The 19,801-nt window shown below is 37.1% G+C and carries 16 protein-coding genes; 3 read left to right on the top strand and 13 right to left on the bottom strand.

Annotation, left to right across the window (positions count from 1 at the left end; all coding sequences use genetic code 11):
* Positions 1 to 10: 10 nt before the first annotated feature.
* From HNQ69_RS00605 to HNQ69_RS00595, 3 genes are all read right to left on the bottom strand, one after another.
* On the bottom strand, positions 11 to 985 hold the full coding sequence (locus tag HNQ69_RS00605) for a beta-ketoacyl-ACP synthase III (protein ID WP_183228182.1): 975 nt from the start codon (positions 983 to 985) through the stop codon (positions 11 to 13).
* Positions 986 to 1,021: 36 nt separating this feature from the next.
* Entirely contained in the window at positions 1,022 to 2,104 is a 1,083-nt protein-coding gene (plsX, locus tag HNQ69_RS00600) for a phosphate acyltransferase PlsX (protein ID WP_183228181.1), read from the bottom strand.
* Between the two features lie 142 nt (positions 2,105 to 2,246).
* Positions 2,247 to 2,810, bottom strand: coding sequence for a YceD family protein (locus HNQ69_RS00595; RefSeq protein ID WP_183228180.1), 564 nt, complete (start codon positions 2,808 to 2,810; stop codon positions 2,247 to 2,249).
* A 223-nt stretch (positions 2,811 to 3,033) separates the two neighbouring features.
* On the opposite strand from HNQ69_RS00595, the gene HNQ69_RS00590 reads away from it, so the two are divergent.
* A complete protein-coding gene (locus HNQ69_RS00590; RefSeq protein ID WP_183228408.1) occupies positions 3,034 to 3,513 on the top strand; it encodes an outer membrane protein assembly factor BamE in 480 nt (159 codons plus the stop codon).
* Positions 3,514 to 3,580: 67 nt separating this feature from the next.
* Here HNQ69_RS00590 and nusB read toward each other — a convergent pair whose 3' ends face one another.
* From nusB to glyA, 6 genes are all read right to left on the bottom strand, one after another.
* Positions 3,581 to 4,051: a transcription antitermination factor NusB gene (gene nusB / locus HNQ69_RS00585; RefSeq protein WP_183228179.1), complete on the bottom strand. Its 471-nt coding sequence runs from the start codon at positions 4,049 to 4,051 to the stop codon at positions 3,581 to 3,583.
* Positions 4,052 to 4,053: 2 nt separating this feature from the next.
* Positions 4,054 to 4,512: a 6,7-dimethyl-8-ribityllumazine synthase gene (locus HNQ69_RS00580; RefSeq protein ID WP_183228178.1), complete on the bottom strand. Its 459-nt coding sequence runs from the start codon at positions 4,510 to 4,512 to the stop codon at positions 4,054 to 4,056.
* 80 nt (positions 4,513 to 4,592) lie between these two features.
* Positions 4,593 to 5,210, bottom strand: a complete 618-nt coding sequence (locus HNQ69_RS00575) for a riboflavin synthase (RefSeq protein ID WP_183228177.1) — start codon at positions 5,208 to 5,210, stop codon at positions 4,593 to 4,595.
* Positions 5,192 to 6,319: a bifunctional diaminohydroxyphosphoribosylaminopyrimidine deaminase/5-amino-6-(5-phosphoribosylamino)uracil reductase RibD gene (gene ribD / locus HNQ69_RS00570; protein WP_183228176.1), complete on the bottom strand. Its 1,128-nt coding sequence runs from the start codon at positions 6,317 to 6,319 to the stop codon at positions 5,192 to 5,194. The genes HNQ69_RS00575 and ribD overlap by 19 nt, the downstream gene beginning before the upstream one ends.
* Complete coding sequence (nrdR, locus tag HNQ69_RS00565) at positions 6,312 to 6,794, bottom strand: transcriptional regulator NrdR (RefSeq protein ID WP_183228175.1); 483 nt, start codon at positions 6,792 to 6,794, stop codon at positions 6,312 to 6,314. The genes ribD and nrdR overlap by 8 nt, the downstream gene beginning before the upstream one ends.
* Before the next feature lie 12 nt (positions 6,795 to 6,806).
* Entirely contained in the window at positions 6,807 to 8,120 is a 1,314-nt protein-coding gene (gene glyA / locus HNQ69_RS00560; RefSeq protein WP_183228174.1) for a serine hydroxymethyltransferase, read from the bottom strand.
* A 287-nt stretch (positions 8,121 to 8,407) separates the two neighbouring features.
* Here glyA and argC point away from each other — a divergent pair, with 287 nt between their 5' ends.
* Positions 8,408 to 9,340 (top strand): N-acetyl-gamma-glutamyl-phosphate reductase, encoded by a 933-nt coding sequence (gene argC / locus HNQ69_RS00555; protein ID WP_183228173.1) that lies wholly within the window; start codon positions 8,408 to 8,410, stop codon positions 9,338 to 9,340.
* A gap of 19 nt (positions 9,341 to 9,359) precedes the next feature.
* Here argC and HNQ69_RS00550 read toward each other — a convergent pair whose 3' ends face one another.
* From HNQ69_RS00550 to hfq, 4 genes are all read right to left on the bottom strand, one after another.
* The gene (locus tag HNQ69_RS00550; protein ID WP_183228172.1) at positions 9,360 to 10,451 is read right to left on the bottom strand and encodes a COX15/CtaA family protein; all 1,092 of its coding nucleotides are present in this window, start codon (positions 10,449 to 10,451) and stop codon (positions 9,360 to 9,362) included.
* A 127-nt stretch (positions 10,452 to 10,578) separates the two neighbouring features.
* Positions 10,579 to 12,342: a hypothetical protein gene (locus HNQ69_RS00545; RefSeq protein ID WP_183228171.1), complete on the bottom strand. Its 1,764-nt coding sequence runs from the start codon at positions 12,340 to 12,342 to the stop codon at positions 10,579 to 10,581.
* 142 nt (positions 12,343 to 12,484) lie between these two features.
* Positions 12,485 to 13,825 carry a GTPase HflX gene (gene hflX / locus HNQ69_RS00540; RefSeq protein ID WP_183228170.1) on the bottom strand — a complete coding sequence of 447 codons (1,341 nt, stop codon included), beginning with the start codon at positions 13,823 to 13,825 and terminating at the stop codon, positions 12,485 to 12,487.
* 54 nt (positions 13,826 to 13,879) lie between these two features.
* Complete coding sequence (gene hfq, locus HNQ69_RS00535; protein ID WP_011179303.1) at positions 13,880 to 14,119, bottom strand: RNA chaperone Hfq; 240 nt, start codon at positions 14,117 to 14,119, stop codon at positions 13,880 to 13,882.
* 785 nt (positions 14,120 to 14,904) lie between these two features.
* On the opposite strand from hfq, the gene HNQ69_RS00530 reads away from it, so the two are divergent.
* Positions 14,905 to 19,467: a hypothetical protein gene (locus HNQ69_RS00530; RefSeq protein WP_183228169.1), complete on the top strand. Its 4,563-nt coding sequence runs from the start codon at positions 14,905 to 14,907 to the stop codon at positions 19,465 to 19,467.
* The last annotated feature ends 334 nt before the right edge of the window (positions 19,468 to 19,801 follow it).

Here is a 19,801-nt window from a genome sequence, read left to right as displayed (position 1 = left end):
CAACTATAATTTACCAACGAATAAGAACTGCTCCCCATGTAAAACCACCTCCCATAGCTTCTAGCATGATGAGATCTCCTTTTTTAATTCTTCCATCGTCGATAGCCGTTGTTAAAGCCAATGGCACAGATGCTGCAGATGTATTACCATGTTGATCCACGGTAATCACAACTTTATCTATGGCAATTCCCAATTTTTTAGCGGATGCTTCAATGATACGCTTATTGGCCTGATGAGGGACAAACCAATCTAATTGTGAAGAATCAATACCAGCAGCTGCAAAACAGTCATCAACCACATCTGTTATCATACTAACTGCATATTTAAAAACTTCTCGTCCTTCCATGCGTAAATGGCCTGTAGTTTGCGTTGTTGAAGGACCACCATCAACATAGAGCTTATCCATGTAGGCACCGTTAGAGCGTAATTTAGTAGAGAGTATGCCACGATCAAAAGCAGGATTATCCTTGCTTTCCTGTGCTTCCAGAATAACAGCACCCGCACCATCACCAAATAACACACATGTCGTGCGATCTTTCCAATCTAAAATTCGAGAAAATGTATCAGACCCTATAACTAAAACTCTTTTGGCCATCCCGCAGCGTAAATAGGCATCTGCTGTTGTTAAAGCAAAAATAAAACCAGAGCAAACAGCTTGCATATCAAAAGCAAATCCCTTGGTCATTCCCAAAGCATGCTGAATTTCAACAGCAGAAGCAGGAAAAGTACGATTTGGGGTTGAGGTAGCTAAAATAATACAATCAATGTCTTTTATTGTTAAACCAGCCCTTATAAGTGCTTTTTGTGCAGCTTCAACACCTAAAGAAACGGTTGTTTCATTTTCATTGGCAATATAACGTTGGCGTATTCCTGTACGCTGAACAATCCATGAATTTGATGTTTCAACAAATTTCGCAATGTCATCATTTGATAAGCTTTTTTTGGGCAAGGCGCTCCCTACACTACGCATAATGGATCGAATCATTCGTTCCTACCCTTTTCTTCATACTTTCTACTTATATTACAAAAGCTTATCATAGTTTTCCCCATTTATTATCGTTTCATTTTCCTGATCAAAAAGCATTTCTTTATTCTCATGAAACCACCGTAAATCAGCAGTTATTTTTTTCAACAATCCATTATTAACCATCTCATATCCAACACGGATAGCGGAAGCAAAACCTTTAGCATTAGCACTACCATGACTTTTTATGACAACACCGTTTAAACCTAATAGCACTCCACCATTCACCCTATCGGGATCCATTTTGTGCTTCAGTGTACGAAAAGCGTCCCGCGATAAAAAATAGCCAAGAGATGTTAAAAAAGAGCTGTGCATAGCGGAATTTAAGATCTCTGCTATCTGCCGCGCAGTTCCCTCTGCAGTTTTGAGGGCAATATTACCAGAAAACCCTTCAGTTACAACAACATCTACTGTTCCCTTTCCAATGTCATTGCCTTCAACAAATCCCTTATATTCTAAACCTTCTAACTGCACTTCACGCAATATCATTCCAGCCTTTTTAATTTCATGAAGACCCTTAACTTCTTCAACGCCCACATTTAAAAGCCCAACACTTGGCTTTTCAGTGTGATATAAAGCACGAAACATCCCTGCCCCCATAACCGCCAAATCAACCAACTGACTAGCAGATGCACCAATCGTTGCTCCAATATCCAAAACGATACTCTCATTGCGAAGCGTTGGCCAAATACCTGCGATCCCAGGACGCTCAGCCTCTGCCATCATTTTTAAACAAAAATAAGACATTGCCATGAGTGCTCCAGTATTACCGGCAGAAATACAAGCATCAGCTTCGCCATTTTTCACCGCTTCAATTGCGTACCACATCGATGATTTACTGCGCCCATTGCGAAGTGCTTGGCTTGGTTTTTCATCCATACGGGTATAACTTTCTGTAGGACAGAAGCGTGAAACAGAACGCAAACAAGGGTATTTTTTTAGAACCGGCTCAACAACTTCCTCCACCCCATACAGCAAAAAATAAACATCTGACAAAGATTTTTGTACGATTGCTGCTCCTGCAATAGTCGCTTCTGGACCATAATCACCGCCCATTACATCCACAGAAATTCTAATCACGCTTGCATATCCCACATCTTTTCATTACCCATTTTAAATGCATCATCTTGTTACTGAACAATTACAAAGCATATTGTGCAAAAACAGCTCCGGAGAAAATACCGTTTTTATGATGCTATACAATAAATATTTTTTTATACTTTTATAATTGCTTCCAATTTTTCAAAACAGAAAATGGTGATAACTTTTGCTCAGCTTCTTCTGAACTTTTAACCACACGCATATTTACTCCCTCTTTACGCGGATAATGGTCAATTGATAGCTCAAAAAATTCTTCCATGACTGCACCGATATCAATTTTATCGCCGTTAAACACTTCTGGTGTATCAATCCCCTCTGCATCTAAAAACAACTCACCTGTATCCTCTAATATATTTGGCTTCACCAAACTTGAGCCTTCAGGAACAAAAATAACCTCAATATTTTCATGGAGAATATTGTCTAACGGCTCTAATGTGACAACACATAACTGTATTATACGTGCCTGTAATAAACCTTTTATGCGTACTCCACTCTTTTTCCACGGGAAAATATGAAATTTTCCCTCACAAGATTTTACTTCAACTAAATCATGATTCTTAGCTAAATGTGCACACTCTCGCTGATTTGGACAAATATGAACCCTTATACCTTTAGGAGGTAATGAACGTACTGAGATTGGGTAAGCCAAAGCAAATGTCATTTGAGAAACATTTTGAACATTCATTGGCAACTCCCGAATATGAAAAGATGCAATGTACTACACTTTTATCTAGCTAAAGTACATTTCATTCATTTTTTTCTTTGCTAAAGAAATCCTCTATGGCATAATTTACTTTATAACAAGGGAACTCGATGTAAGCTATGTCAGATTAAGCTAAAATAATAAAAAATTTGAGGTTACCTTCTTCTCATACATCTAAATATAAAGGGAGATATCATTGTTTCACATGCCACACATAGTGACCTTAATAAAACGTAAATTGTTAATTGGTCTGTCAATAACAAGCATGATAGCAATTACCGGTTGTAGTATTCTTGATTCTTCAGGTTCAAGTCAAGTATATCAGGAAGGTTACATCCTTGATAAAAATGCTCTTAATTCTATTTCTGTTGGGTCAAGCCAAAAACAAGTTCTTTTAAGTTTAGGAACTCCTTCGCTAAAAACAAAATATGATAACGAAGTCTTCTATTATATCTCACAAACCCGTTACCGTAGGATGCAATTTATGAAGACTAAAATTATTGACCGTAAAGTTCTAGCTATTTACTTCAATAAGAACGGTCAGGTTACTAAAATAGCTAATTATGGTCTACAAAATGGTCAAATATTTGATTTCATCGAGAAAACAACACCAACTGCTACAAAAGAACAGCCTTTTTTGATGCAGATTATTAAAGGAGCTGCGAATTTACCGACGCATCATTAGTTTATAAAAACCTGCTTACAATTCTGATAACATTCAGCCTGATACCATCGGAATTGTAGCAGTATTATTAGAGACGAATTTTTTTTGCCATACAGTCAAGAACTGCATTGACCAGTTTTGGTTCATCACCTTCAAAAAATGCCTTTGCTATATCCACATATTCATTCATAATAACAGCAACAGGAACATCTCGACGATTTACCAATTCCCATAGACCTGCACGCAAAATTGCGCGGAGTATAGAATCAAGACGTGAAAGTGACCACTCTGCAGAAAGTTGTTGATGAAGCATAGGATCAAGCTGTTTTTGGTCTTTTACCACGCCAGTAATAATAGATAAAAACCATTGAAAATCAGCATCAAGGTACTGGTCTCCATCAATATCTTTTCCTAAACGATAAGCCTCATATTCAGCTGCCGTTTCCATCACACCAGAACCGACTATATCCATTTGATAAAGTGCTTGAACCGCAGCGAGTCTTGCTGCTCCACGTTTATTGGCTGAACGCGGAGAATGTCTTCCTTTTATATCAGCCATCTTTAATGATTATCTCCTAATCTCTTTTTTAGAGCAATCATACATAAAGCAGCTTCAGCGGCAAAACCGCCCTTATTTTTTTCATCCTGTTTTGCACGTGCCCATGCTTGTTTTTCATCTTCAACAGTCAAAATACCATTTCCAATAGCCAAGTGCTTATGAATAGTTAAATCCATCAATGCACGACAAGAATCATTGGCAACAATTTCAAAATGATATGTTTCACCCCGAATAACGCAACCAAGTGCTACATAACCATCATAAGGTACCTTACTCTTTTTTTCAGCAAAAACTATCGCACCTGGTATTTCTAATGCTCCTGGAACTGTGACAATATCATAGCTTGCTTCAGCTTTTTGCAGAGCGTTCACGGCACCTGTAAGAAGCGCATCAGAAATCCCATCATAAAAACGTGCTTCAACAATCAACACATGCGGCTTTTTACATATCTCTTTTATCATAATGGGATCCCACAAAAATTTAACCAGAGAAGTTAGGGTTATAGAGCACAAAATCCTAAAAACTATAATAAATTTTCAGCTTATTCATCTTTCATTTTAAAGCCAGAAAATTTTGCAGCATAACGGGCAAGCTGGTCGATTTCTAAATTGACCTGATTACCCACTTTAGCTTTTCCCCAAGTCGTCACTTCAAGGGTATGGCGAATAATAAGAACGTCAAAAATACAATCTTCGATACAATTAACAGTCAAAGATGTCCCATTAAGCGCAATTGAACCTTTATTTACAATAAAGGGTACAAACCGTTTAGGAGCTCGTAGAAAAAAACGAACTGCATCCCCTTCCTTTTTTTTATCAATGATTTCAGCCAAACCATCAATATGACCAGAAACCAAATGTCCCCCCATTTCATCACCCAATCGAAGTGAGCGCTCTAAATTAATATAAGTCCCTTTTGTCCATTGTGCAAGATTCGTCAAACGCAATGCTTCTTCCCACGCTTCCACAGCAAACCAATTGGTATTTTCTTGTCGTACTCCCCGCCCAACAATTGTCAGACAAATTCCTGAACACGCAATTGATGCACCAATTTTTAGACTCTCCATAGCATAGCGTGTAGAAATATTTAAACGCACACCTTGTTGTAAAGATTGAATATCTTCAACACAACCAATATCCGTTATGATTCCTGTGAACATAGTGTCTTACGTCTCCATTTATAAAAACGGTCATTTCCAAACATTCTTGTCTCAACTTTATGAAATTGCGCAAGATAATTCTCAAAATGCGGAGCTTCAATACGGTCTTTTCCTAAAATAACGGGTGCATAAAAACATATTAAATGATCTACGCAACCAGCATTTAAAAACTTTTCGCCAGTTTTTACACCTCCTTCAAGTAAAACACTGTTGATTCCACATTGATAAAGCAGCTGCAAAATAGTAAGAGGCTGCATGTAACCATTGCTCACTTCTACTGAATACACAGACACACCAAGCTGTTCCAATGCACTTTTTTTATTTTTCTTTGAAAGATTCGCATCACAAATAACCCATGTAGGAATTTTTTTTGCCGTTTGAACAACCTTTGCTTCAAAGGGAATGCATAAATCTGTATCCAAAATAATACGTATAGGCGAACGCATTTCCATCCCTGGCAAACGGCAATTTAGTTGTGGGTCATCCGCGAGTATAGTGCCAATACCAACGAGAATGGCATTATTTTGAGCACGTAGAATATGAGTATGCGTGTGAGAAATCATTCCACTAATTTTTATTCCGCCCTGCCCTTTTTTTCCCACACCATTATCAGCAGAAACAGCCATTTTTAAAGTGACTGCACAACGTTGTAATTTCCTTATGCACCAATGCGTCCACAACGCTTCAAAAGCTTCTTCAGCCAGAACACCTTCAATAACCTCAATACCAGCTGCACGCAAAAGAGCAATACCACAACCATTAACCCGCTTGTCTAAATCAGTAAGAGCAATAACAACCCGCGAAATACCTGAATCAATGAGAGCATTGACACACGGCAAAGTCTTTCCATAATGCGAACAAGGCTCTAAAGTAACATAAGCAGTAGCACCACAGGCCAAGGGACCAGCCATATGGAGAGCTTGTACCTCAGCATGAGGCCGCCCATGAATAGCCGTTACACCATAGCCAACAATGGATGCAGTTGCACTGCCATAGTTTTGCACAATTAACGTACCAACCGAAGGATTTTCACCTGTAAGACCGACATGACGCTCCGCTAAACGGATAGCTGCAGCCATAAACCGCTCATCTTGCATTTTCTTATTCATCAAAACAAGATTCTGTACCCGTTATACTCTTTGATAATTCGTCTATAACACCATGAAAATCCCTTGCATTACGAAAGTTTCTATAGACGGAAGCAAACCGAATATAGGCAATATCATCAATACTTTTCAATGCTTCCATCACAAGATGCCCAATTTTTTCTGAAGAAACCTCTGGTTCCCCCGAATTCTCGAGTTGACGTACAATGCCAGAAATAGCTCGTTCAATATAGTCTGGATCAATATTGCGCTTACGCACAGCTATATCAACTGATCGCATTAACTTATCACGATCAAATAGCTCACATCGACCATTTTTTTTAGAAACTAAGAGCTCACGCAACTGAACACGTTCAAAAGTTGTAAAACGGCCACCACAAACGGAACACACACGCCTACGACGAATGACCGCCCCCTCCTCTGCGGGACGCGAGTCCTTCACCTGTGTATCCTCGTATTGGCAGTAAGGACAGCGCATCTCTTTTTATCCTTAACAGGCGCTAAGATAAGAGTAAAGAGGAAATCTATTCGTTATATCTTCCACCTTTTTCTTAACAGTCATTTCAACGACACTGTTTTCCTCATCGCTTTTTGCCACTTGAAGGCCTTCCAGAACTTCCGAAATCAGCTCCCCCACTTGAATAAACTCCTTTTCCGCAAAACCACGTGTCGTCGCAGCAGGTGATCCTAAACGAATTCCTGATGTTATAGATGGTATTTCAGGATCAAAAGGAATACCATTTTTATTACAGGTAATATTTGCACGCCCCAAAGCCAATTCTGCACGTTTTCCTGTCACATTTTTAGAACGCAAATCAACCAACAATAAATGATTATCTGTACCACCAGAGACAAGAGTAAAACCATTATTCTGTAAGGTTTTTGCTAAGGTTTTTGCATTGGCAACAACATGAGCACTGTAATTCTTGAAAGAAGGCTGCAAAGCCTCCGCAAATGCAACAGCCTTAGCGGCAATCACATGCATTAAAGGCCCTCCCTGAAGACCGGGAAAAATCGCTGAATTAATTTTTTTGGCTAAAGCTTCATCATTTGTTAATATCAAACCACCTCGAGGACCGCGCAACGATTTATGTGTCGTCGTCGTTACAATGTGTGCATGTGGAACAGGTGAAGGGTGAGCGCCACCAGCAACCAAACCTGCAATATGAGACATATCAGCGAGGAAATAAGCACCGATCTCATCTGCGATTTCACGGAACCGTTTCCAATCCCATAGTCGAGAATAAGACGAACCACCTGCTATAATAAGCTTAGGTTTACGTTCTTTTGCAAGGCGTTCAACTTCCTCCATATCAATAATCTGATCTTCTTGGCGCACCCCATAGGAAACAACATCAAACCATTTTCCAGACATATTGACAGATGAACCGTGCGTAAGATGCCCACCAGAATTTAAATCCAATCCCATAAATGTATCACCAGGCTTGAGTAAGGCTAAAAACACAGCTTGATTCATTTGACTACCAGAATGAGGCTGAACATTCGCAAAAGCAGCACCAAAAAGCTTTTTTGCTCGTTCAATTGCTAAATCTTCAACGACGTCAACAAACTGACATCCCCCATAATAGCGCTTTCCTGGATAACCCTCAGCATATTTATTGGTTAAAATCGACCCCTGTGTTTCAAGAACTGCTCTTGAAACAATATTTTCTGAAGCAATCAACTCAATTTCATGTTGTTGACGCCCAAACTCTTTGTTAATTGCCTCAAAAATCGCAACATCAACGGTTTGTAAATTATCATTAAAAAAGCGCTTCTGTGTATCATTTTCTTGCTGAGTCATAAAACACCGTTCCTAACATTAAAAATAAAGTCATTCGACGATAACACAGCAAACCGCGCAAACCAAATATTTTAGAGCACTCTCTACTTAAAAATGGTGCAAAATGGATATTAAATTTGCCCTCACGCATTCTTATTTTTCGTACTTTTTACAAAAATGGTATTTTTTATGAAATAAAAAAGCAATCTATAACCTTAAGAAACTTCATAATTTAAGTTAGTAATAGTTCAAAATAATTTATAATGTGACAAGCTAAATAGGGCAAAAAATAATTCAAGGCAAATAGGATGGCAACGAAAGTTTTTATTGATGGGGAACATGGAACAACTGGATTACAGATACAAAAACGATTAGCTGAGCGTTCAGATTTTCAATTACTCTCTCTTCCTCATATAGATCGACATAATATTGATATTCGGCGAGACTGTCTTAATCAAACTGACATTGCTATTTTATGTCTTCCAGATGATACAGCACGCGAAACAGTTAACTGGCTTAAAAATAATAAAAAAATTAGAATTATTGATAGCTCAACAGCCCACCGTATTGCTCCAAACTGGGTCTATGGCTTCCCTGAAATGACTGCAGGGCAAAAAAAACGTATTCAAACAGCACGCTACGTAACCAATCCTGGATGTTATCCTACCGGAGCAATTAGTTTGATTCGACCCCTGCGTGAAGCAGATCTATTAGACACTTATTATCCGATCTCAATTAATGCAGTATCCGGTTATACTGGAGGTGGGAAGCAATTGATTTCACAAATGGAAAACCAATCTCGAAAAAATGGTGTTTGGAAAAATTATTTTATCTATGCTCTCAACCTTGAACACAAACATGTGCCAGAAATTAAAATCTATGGACAAATCAACACACCTATTTTTGTACCAAGTGTTGGTCATTTTCCGCAAGGAATGATTATAAATATTCCACTCCATCGCCGTTTATTTACAAAATCAGCGAACTGTTCTGATCTGCGCGAAATTCTCGAGAACCATTACAAAGAACAAAACATCATATCAGTTGCATCACAAGAAGAAACAGATTCTCTCACGAGACTCAATCCAGAATGTCTAGCATATAAAGATGGAATGAAACTCTTCGTATTTGGCAATGACCGTGAAGGAATTTTCAATTTGTGTGCTATATTAGATAATTTGGGGAAAGGCGCATCAGCAGCAGCTGTTCAAAACCTTGATTTAATGCTTTCAGGAAGCTAAATTCTCTGAATTCAAGCCTTTATTCAACAGCATGATATGCTCCTTTTGTTGCTCGCCAATGTGCAACCGAAAAACACAATATCGCTAAAGCAACACTCTGATGCATAAGCCCCAAACTTATAGGAACTTCATATAACAAAGTGAGAATACCTAAGAGTGCCTGAATAATTATCATAACACATATAAAAAAGGCACGACGAGAATGCGTTGAGTATGGAACATTCTTTTGTAAATACAAAGCATGAATAACTGCTGCAATAAACAAAAAATAAGCAAAAAAACGGTGGACAAACTGGACCGTCAAAGGATTTTCGAAAAAATTAAGCCAAATAGGATTATGCTGCAACAATCCATAAGGAATAATTTGACCATCCATAAGTGGCCACGTATTATAGACTTTTCCAGCATGGAGTCCTGCAACCAGAGCACCCAAATAAATCTCAATCAAAATGAACACAACAAGCCAACCTGCAAAATATTGAACCCTTTGATTTGCTGGTTTTTCTGAATATTCTGTAAGCCCTCGAGATAAATAAGTAACAAAAACAATAACAAAACATGCTGTTATAAGATGAAATGCTAAACGATATTGGCTCACGCTTGTCAAATTACTTTGACCAATACCTGAAGCCACCATCCACCAACCAATCACCCCTTGAAATGCGATAAGAATTGGTACAACGATAAGCTGAAGCAAAATATTTTTTTTAATACTTTTTGTCACCCAAAACCAAATGAGGCCTAATAAAGCTAAAAGACCAACAAGACGACCTAAAATGCGATGCGCCCATTCCCACCAGAAAATCGTCTTAAACGCGCTTAATGTCATATCACGATTAAGCAGTTTATATTGCGCTATCTGTTGATACTTTAAAAACTCTTCTTGCCATTGCTCCGCACCAATCGGTGGAATAACACCATGAATTGGCTTCCATTCAGTTATGGACAACCCTGATCCAGTCAAGCGAGTAGCCCCCCCCACTAAAACAATAGCCAAACAAAGCAATAAAATAGAATAAAGCCACACTCGAATTTGTTTTAGATTTTTTTTCTGTAATGGCGTCAAAACGCTATCATCTAATTTCTTTACGGCTAACTCTGACTGCCCCACGTCTTTCTCCAACCAAAACTTATTTCAAAATTTAAACGTTATAAATCTTAGCTATTTTTAATATTTACTATAACTTTATCACAAAGCAAGGGTCATACTATAAGATGCGATGAGTATTCTACGATATTTATGATGCAATCACACGGTAAACAGTTTTCGGAAACCTACTCACCATTTGCATCATCCAATTTTGTTCTTTAAGAGCAGTACTACAAATATAATAATCTGTTAACCCTGCAAATTGGGCAAACCCATATTTAGGTTCACTCGCCATTTCTAAAATGATAAAATCGTAATCTTTTTGAAATTCTTGTAATATATGAGGGATATTATTTGAAAAATCTTGTGCGGCAAAAGCACTCGTTAAGCCCTGGGGAAGAATATCGACCCCCGTATCATAATCACGATAAATAACATCCTGCAACTGAGCATCCCCCGTTAAAATATCGCTTAAACCTCGATGTGGGCCAATAACTTTCTCTATTTGCTGACCAGAAATATCTACCAAGAGAATTGTTTTGTGCTCTTTTACAAGATGAAGAGAAAGTTTTGCTGCGGTCCGTGCAGACTCTGGTCCAATTATTGAAATAACTGTTGAAGTCCGGCACTTTAAAAAATTAGATAATCCCTCGATTGTAATAAAAGACTCAAGATTCTTTTTCTGAGATTCTAAAGTACTCTCACCATTTTTAAAACAGTCTCCTTCCGTTTTATTTTCTTTTCTAGCAGAGCATTGATGAAATAACAACATTCCTCCTAATAGGATGAGTAAACTTGTAAAGACACTAAAAATAATATTTTTTCCATAAAGGGTCATAAAAGAAACCTCTGCCAACGTTGTTGGCTTAACCAGATGAATCTTTATATTTTCTAAGAGAGACGTTCCCTTACTTATCTCTTCGTTTTGTATCTCTACCACTGCCCTTATTTTATTTTCTAGCTCATTAAACATTTCATTCAAAGATTGAGCCTGATCTTTTACGAAAAGACCAATTCTTTTTTTGAGCTGTTCTTCAAACTCTATTGCAATAACCTCATCTGAATGAACCTGATGGACGATCTGCAAAATTTTATTTTTTAATTGACGAGAGACCACCTCTAATTCAGCGGTCATTGCATTAATTTGAGGATGTTTCCACCCCAACTGTGCAACCATATGTGCTCTTTGCGTTTCCAAAAGGTTACGTTTAGATTCTAGCGCAGCAATCGCTGAATTGCTTGCAATAAACGATAGAGATAGTAAAGACTGTCCATTTTTACGCATCGCGTTAATTGTAGAGTTCAAACTCGTTAAATGAATACGTTTCAACGTTGCTTCCGTTAATTGCACAGAAAGATCATTAAGCTCTATTTGTTTTACATTGTGGTAAATAAAAGAATCAACAGATGAACGAAACTCCTGCACTATATCGAATATCTTAGCCTTATCATAAGGTTGATGCCTTTTCTGTTCCGTTAACAGTAATTTTTGTTTCTGTTTTACAATTGTTTTTGAAAAAGCCGAAAACCAGGTCTCTAATCCATGTTGAGCAGCTTCAAGTGTTTCTGCTTCAAAAATGAGATCAATGGAATTCCCATTGCGTGATAAACGAAGACTCTCACGAAAATTTCTTTTTTGGGAATCATCTAAAGAAAAAAACTGCAAGTTTGAATCGTTTAACAATATGGGCCGCGACATTAGAAAAGCAACAACATCATTTTGTTTATCAATTGGCAAAGGCTTTCCTACAGAATCAGATAAAGAAAACGTTAAGGTTGCCTGATAAACTCGTGGATGAATAAAGTAATATAAGAAAATCAAAAATGCACACAGCACTGCTAATAGCAAAACAACAAAAAAGTTTTGCTGTACTTTGCATATTAATAGTTTTCTATCGCAGTTAAGACTCATCTTTATTTATTTTTAAAAAAAGTACTTCATATTTATTGTTTAAGAGAAAGTAGTAACTATCCTCTTAACTTAAATTCATATTATTTCGAGGTAAGGAAAACGTAAAATTTAAGAAAAATATTTAGCAATATTTCAAAAAAAATTAATTCATATTTTGTTTGATATGATCTAGTCGTTTTTTTGCTTCAGAGGTAAGTACTGCTCGAATGGTAACAGAACCATCATCATGTCCTTCCTGCATTATTTCACCAGAGTTTTCATAAAACCAATCAATAAGTGACATTTCATAAGGCCTTAAGAGGCACTCAACGTTTTGCATTTTTCCAAAAATTCGCTTTTCAATTGCTGTTAATAATTGATCTAACCCATTGCTTATGAGTGCTGACACCATTATCGCAGGATTTAACCGTGTTTTTGCACTTGTTTGCAAGACATTTAATGCCTGCTCATCCAATAGATCAATCTTATTCCAAACTTCCATGATATGCTCTGTGTCATCAACATTAATACCAAGACTTGAAAGCACTTCTAAAACATCTTGGGCATGCGCACGATGATCAAGATCTGACATATCTCGCACATGAAGAATAAGGTCAGCTTCAACAACCTCTTCAAGAGTTGCTCTAAAAGCTGCAATCAAATGAGTTGGTAAGTTAGAGATAAAACCGACAGTATCAGATAAAAGAATAGTTTTTCCATGGGGAAGAATAACTTTGCGTAAAGTTGGATCAAGCGTTGCAAACAACATGTCTTTTGCTAATACATCCGCACCGCTTAAACGGTTAAAAAGAGTTGATTTTCCTGTATTGGTATATCCTACCAGAGCAACCACAGGATGGGATGTTTTCTTTCTTTTAGCTCTATGAAGAGCACGTGTTTTAATAACCGTTTCCAATTCGCGACGAATACGAATAATTTTCTCTTGCAAAAGACGTTTATCCGCTTCAATCTGCGTTTCACCAGGACCACCTAAAAAACCACGGCCACCACGTTGCCTTTCCAAATGTGTCCAACTACGCACAAGTCTGCTTTTTTGATAAGATAAATGGGCCAGTTTAACTTGCAAAACCCCTTCTTTTGTTCGCGCGCGATCTCCAAAAATTTCAAGAATCAAAGCCGTTCTATCAATAACCTTGCAATTCCATAATTTTTCTAAATTACGCTGCTGTATTGGTGTTAAGAAATAATCTATAACCGCAAGTTCAATAAAATGTTCACTTATATAATGAGCAAGTGCATTCACTTTGCCCTTTCCAAACAAAGTTGCAGGGCGAGGTGCAGCAATATTAATCGTTTCATAATGGACAACGTTCAGCCTTATAGCACGTGCGAGCCCTAACACCTCTTTAACTCGAGAAGATATTGAACCTCCAAAAGCACTTTCACTTTTATTTTCTTGACAAATCGGTACAAAAACAACAGTACGCACCTGTTTTACAGCCTCTGAAGAAAATCCCCCAACTCTCTCATTTTCATTTATCATGGCAATCTAAGCGCTTTATAAAATGGGATAAGAGGTCTAGAGTGAGTGACTTGTTTATTCAGAACTTTCACCTTCAAACATCTGCACAGGTTGCCCAGGCATAATTGTAGAAATAGCATGCTTATAAACCAATTGCGCATGTCCATCACGACGCAAAAGAACACAAAAATTATCAAATGAAGTTACGATACCCGTTAGCTTAACGCCATTTACAAGAAAAATTGTAAGAGAAATTTTTTGCTTGCGTACCGTATTTAAAAATACATCTTGCAGGTGTTGTGATCGTTCTGCCATTATTCTTACACCTTCATATAGAATTGCATAAAATACTCGTGCACGCATATCGACTGAAAAATATTCAATTGTCAACGTAGGAACTTTAAAATTTAGCAAAAGATAACTTAAATATCGAGAAAAAAATACTCTTTAAAAATAATGAACATCACAACCTATGAAAACCAATTACCCAATACGCAATTTTATGCACATTCACTTTATGAGTTACTGTAAAGATAGCTTTATTTTGCATCCCAAGACATTATGATGCGTACCATATTTTCATATTATATCCACTTAAAGGGAGTGTAATGGTTATTTTTCTTGTTTAGAATCGATAAAATGAGCTCCGTAGAACATAATTCATCCTTAACAAAAACTTGTTTCAATTTTCCTTGCAATCGCCCCACTCATAATTCCTCTCAAACGTGATTCTCGCTCTCCCCTCAAGAGCACTATGATCACGTCTACATAAATGCATTTGCAGACCCCAAATTTCTTTAAAACACTGCGCGCATAACAGTCATTAAATAACGCTTAACTCAAATACAACAAGCTCCAAACTCTACCAATAAGTGAGAATTGTAAACAGTATTATTATTTTTATTATAATCAAATAATATATTGTTTTTATTATATTTTATATCATTTTTGAACAAGTTAAAGGAACCGCGTTAACTTTATCTTGATAAGTTTTTAAAATTTTGCCCTGAACATATTCCTTTCTAAATAATTAACGGTTAGTATAGGTATATCTGGAGGAGGACGTATCCCTTTTCCGTCTGTAAGAGTACGAGGCGAGTATGGCACGCAGAACCAAGTTACAAACATTTGAAATTGAAGTTGAAGAAGCCCTCTCAAAAGCTATGAACTTTGATTTTGATGACACAGCGATTGAAACGATATCATCCAATAATTCTGAAAATGTTATTAATGTAGATGAGTTAATTCAAAAGATTGCAATGGCAGAAGAAGAAGCTTTCGCTGAAAATGGTACTTCAACTCTTGTCTCAGATATTCATGATAACGCTGTTATTGATGAATCCGTTGTTGAACAGCTTTTTTCTCAAAAATCTAGATCTGAACTTTCAGGTGGAACTGTTAATAATACCTTGTTATCTAAGGAACTTCTTCCTGCAAATGATGATATAACAACGCCTTCAAATTTTACGTTATTAAAGCAACGTTCTACCTCTCGAATCTATTGGTATACAACAGCTCTCAATGCTTTATGGGCAACAGGAGGTGCTTTTGTTGCTCATAAGCTCGCGCCTACTGACCTCAATTCCTTGTCGAATATCACCAGCTTTGTTACATCCCCAACAGGGCTAGCTGTAACAGCTGGAACAGTAATCCCTATCCTTATATCTTGGGGATTTGCCCAATTAACAAAACGTTCAAATGAGTTGCATAATATTGCTCTTCTTATGACAAATGCTGCACAACGTCTTAGTGAACCACAACATATATCTGAAAAACAAGCTATCGCTATAGGACAGACCATTCGTGAAGAAGTAGCGGCAATGAATGAGGGGATAGAGCGCACCCTTGGACGTGCTGTTGAACTTGAAGCTATCATACAAGGGGAAGTTCATAATCTAGAACAAGCCTATGCTGAAAATGAATCGCGTATACATACGTTAATCAAAGAGTTGAATAATGAACGCATAGCCATCTTGAATCATGCTGACCGGGTACAGTCAACAATTAAAGGAACACAAGAACAACTGAGTGATGAATTTGGCTTGGTTACCTCTAAAATTGTAACCAATGTTGAAAAGCTCACACAAACTCTTTCTCAAACTCTACAAAAACAAGGGGAAGATCTTGTTGAAAAACTTTCCTATGCAGGCGATGGCATAACAAATCAGCTCGTTAAAAAATTTAATGAAACCACAGCGCAAATTCAGAAAAAAAACACAGAGTTTTTCCACGAATTAGGGAAGAATTTTGATGGTTTCTCCAAGCGTTTTGATAATAATGAAAAACAAATAGAGAAAACCTTTAATGAAACAGCTACTAAAGCTGAAATGCATATTGCTAAAATTGCAACACATATACACGAAACAACAAATCAAGTTCTGCACAATGTTGATGAAAAGTTTAAAGCACTGGATCAAACCATTATTGATCTTAACAACCAGTCTCTACAGAATTTCGATGAAAAAATTATGCAGCTCGACGAGCAAGCATACAGGCTTTCTTCTAAATTTGATAATGTAACTTCAGAAGCGATTGAAACTTTTGAAAACCGTTTAGCGAGTGTTGATCTTTCTCTTAAACAACGCAGCGATTCTATAATTGAATCCTTCATTGCTCGCAGTCAAGCCCTAGAAAACAGTACCGAAAAGCTTGGTGATTTCCTAGAAGATCATATCTTGCGGATTACTACAAATCTCCAAGAAAGGACAACTGATATTACCGAGGCGTTTACAAATGGACATAAAACTATTCTTTCTGCAATCGACAAAAGTAAAGAACGGCTAAGGCAGGAGGTTCAACGTGTCGATAGTGCTATTGTTGATATAATACAAGAGCGTTCACAAGATTTTAAATTACAACTTTCTGATCAAAGAGCTCTGATGGCAGACATGTTCGATAACGAAAAGAACAAATTTGCAGATACATTAAAGAATCATATTGATACTTTTTCTCAAAATACTTCAAATATTGAAAGAGTTTTGATTGATAATATCCAAACTGTTGATCGGACTGCTGAAAATCATGTTGCTAATATAGTTCAATACACAGAGAAACTACAAGAAGTTATTACACAAAGCTGCAATACAACGAAAGATGCATTAGAAGCGCAAGCTAGAAATATTGATATACGTGCTGATGCTTTGCGTGACTCTTTAGCTATTAATAGTTTTTCTCTTAACGAGGTTCTTGCAGATCAAGCGCGCACACTCGAACAACGGATGGAAATAATCCATAATCTTATCACCAAAAGTGATATACATGTTGATGCCGCGCTAAAGCAGCAAATAGACTTAGTTGAGAGCGCAATTGTTGCCAATAACAAGAACATTACTGAAACTGTGCAAGGCCATATAAAAAATCTCGAAAGCCATGCCGAAATTCTCAAGAATACCCTTTCACAATCGAACAGCAGATTTTTTGACACTCTTGAAACACGCATAGAATCGTTCGACACGAATCTGGAAGTTTGTGCACACAAGATTTTTGAACGTGCAACCACCCTAGAGGAAACATTATCCGAAAAACTTGGCCAGGTATGTGAAACCATCGAGATGCAAACATCTGCTTTTGAGGAACATTCTGACACATTAAAAACATCTATCATGCTTAATAATGAACAAAGTCAGATGACTCAACAAGCTCTTGAAACAAGCATTGATAAAATGCGTATTACATTAGAAGATTCTGTTAACATAGTGACAGAAAGCTTGCGTAATAAAGTTGTAGAAGCCTCCGATATTCTTTCTTCTACGGGTGAAGAGATACTCTTATCTATTACAAATGTTGCTGAGAAAGCAGAAAATATTTTTTCAGAGTCTGGCAATCGCATTGTATCAAATGTTAAACAAGCAGTTTATGATACCAGTGAAAAAGTTCTGTCTGTTCTCTCTGAACAAACAGCTTATACTGTTGAATCTTTCACAACGGCCAGTTACAATGCACAAGCATTGTTAAATGAAACAATTCATACTTCAACGACAGCAATTGAAGAAGTCCTTAACGAACGCTACAATGTTCTTAATCACTCCATGCAGAATCTTAAAGATAATTTAGAATATCAGCTTTCTAATGTCAGCAGCCGTTTAGAAGAAGCGAAAAGTCAAACAGCGATTCAAATTTCAGAACATGTTGGAAAAATCACAGAGCTCACCAACCATTTAAATCAAGCTGCACAAAATACAACGGAATCAATTGGTCATTTAACACAACATATCAGTGAACAACTCTCCCTCTCAACACAAGATGCAGAACAAAAGATTTATGCACATAATGAATCTTTAGTAAATAGCTTGACACAAACCAACTCTGAAACACTTCAAACAGTAACTGCTATAAAGGAAAACCTTGTCAATAGCATTTCATCTATTATTGCACAATTGAATCAATCAATTTATAACTTCCACGAAAATAGTAATATTTTATTATCAGCAGTTCAAAACATTGATGGTCAATTTAGCGAGACTGCAAATAGTTTTTTCCGCAACACAAACCAACTAGCAGAGCATTTTTCAGCCTCGAATCAAGCGCTCAATAACAATATTGAGGTTCTGCAAGGACTATCAAAAAACACATTTGAGCAGATTAGTCATATAACAGATAGTTTTGGTAAACACGCTAAAACACTTTCTGAAGCTATTCACGTTCTTGAACAGTCTGAAAATTCATTCAGTGCAACACTTGATGAGAAACATAGCATGCTCTCCACATTAAGCGATGCTCTTGTTTCAAAATCTCATGAAATCAATCAACTGATTGAACATTATGAAAATGCTCTCAACTTAGCTCTTGAACGCACTGATAAAAATGCGCGTAATTCTACACATTTTCTCCAAGAATCACTTAATAAGCTTATTAATGAAGCCTCAGCTCGTTTTTCAGGAGCAGCAGAGAATATACGTCGCTCAGCTGATGAAGTTCGTTTGGAGCTTTCAAAAATTAATAACGATATTGATGAGAATGTCCAAAAACTGCCAGAAAAAACAAAAGAAACAACGCAAACAATTCGTACGGCTCTAAATGAACAAATTACGGCATTAAAGGACTTGATAAGCATTATGCAAAAAAGTGATCAAAAAAATGCAAAGGAGCCGCTAATACCAGCAGTTTCTAAAGCATTTATACTTACTAGGAATGACAGTACTTCCCCTGAAGTTATCAAGAAGATAGTGCCACCTAAACCTGTTTTGCATCAAGACCAAAGCAAAAAAAGGCAAAATAAATGGGTATCGAATCTCCTAGAAAGAGCTTCGCGTGAAGAAACCTTGTATGATGGGATACCTGATGATGCTGTTTTTGCACCAGTACAGACAAAACCGCGTCCTGCGAATGGGTCTCTTAATTCATTAGCAGCAGGCATAGTACAAGCCATGAACCACAATGCTGTCGTTGAGTTGTGGGATCATTATAGGCGTGAACAAAAAAACATCGTGCCAGAACGCCTGTATACTTTAAATGGAAAAACGATGTTTGAAATGATTAAGAAAAAATATATGAACGATATTGATTTTAAACGTTCCGTTAATCAATATATTGCAGACTTTGAAAAACTACTCCGTAATATATCACGCAGTGCTGGTTCTTCCAATTCAGTTCAGAAATATCTGATATCGGATACTGGGAAGGTTTACACTATGCTTGCTCATGCAAGTGGCCGTATACAATAGACAATAATAAAAGTGGAAAAAGATGTTTTTTCCACTTTTTCCTTTTCCAGTTTTATTAACCGCTCATCATAATGTAACTACCGATTATAAATGTCGTGTTGTGCATAAAACAGTAGATGGATGATTGGCATTCGATTTTTTTTTAAATATTCTAAGCAAGCCCCTTATTTTAAATAGCATAATCAATCGCTAAATAACCACGACTCTCATAGAATAAGTATAATTCTCCTCCAACTTCCCTTGTCAGCGCCCTTCACCACCACTTTACTTCTCATATACAGGCTATGAAAAAACAAATTTTATGTATAAACTGCTCGAATGTATTTTTCTAACT

The organism is Bartonella callosciuri, assembly GCF_014203215.1.
In the GTDB taxonomy this organism is placed as follows: domain Bacteria; phylum Pseudomonadota; class Alphaproteobacteria; order Rhizobiales; family Rhizobiaceae; genus Bartonella; species Bartonella callosciuri.
This window is presented reverse-complemented; position numbering and strand designations above follow the sequence as displayed.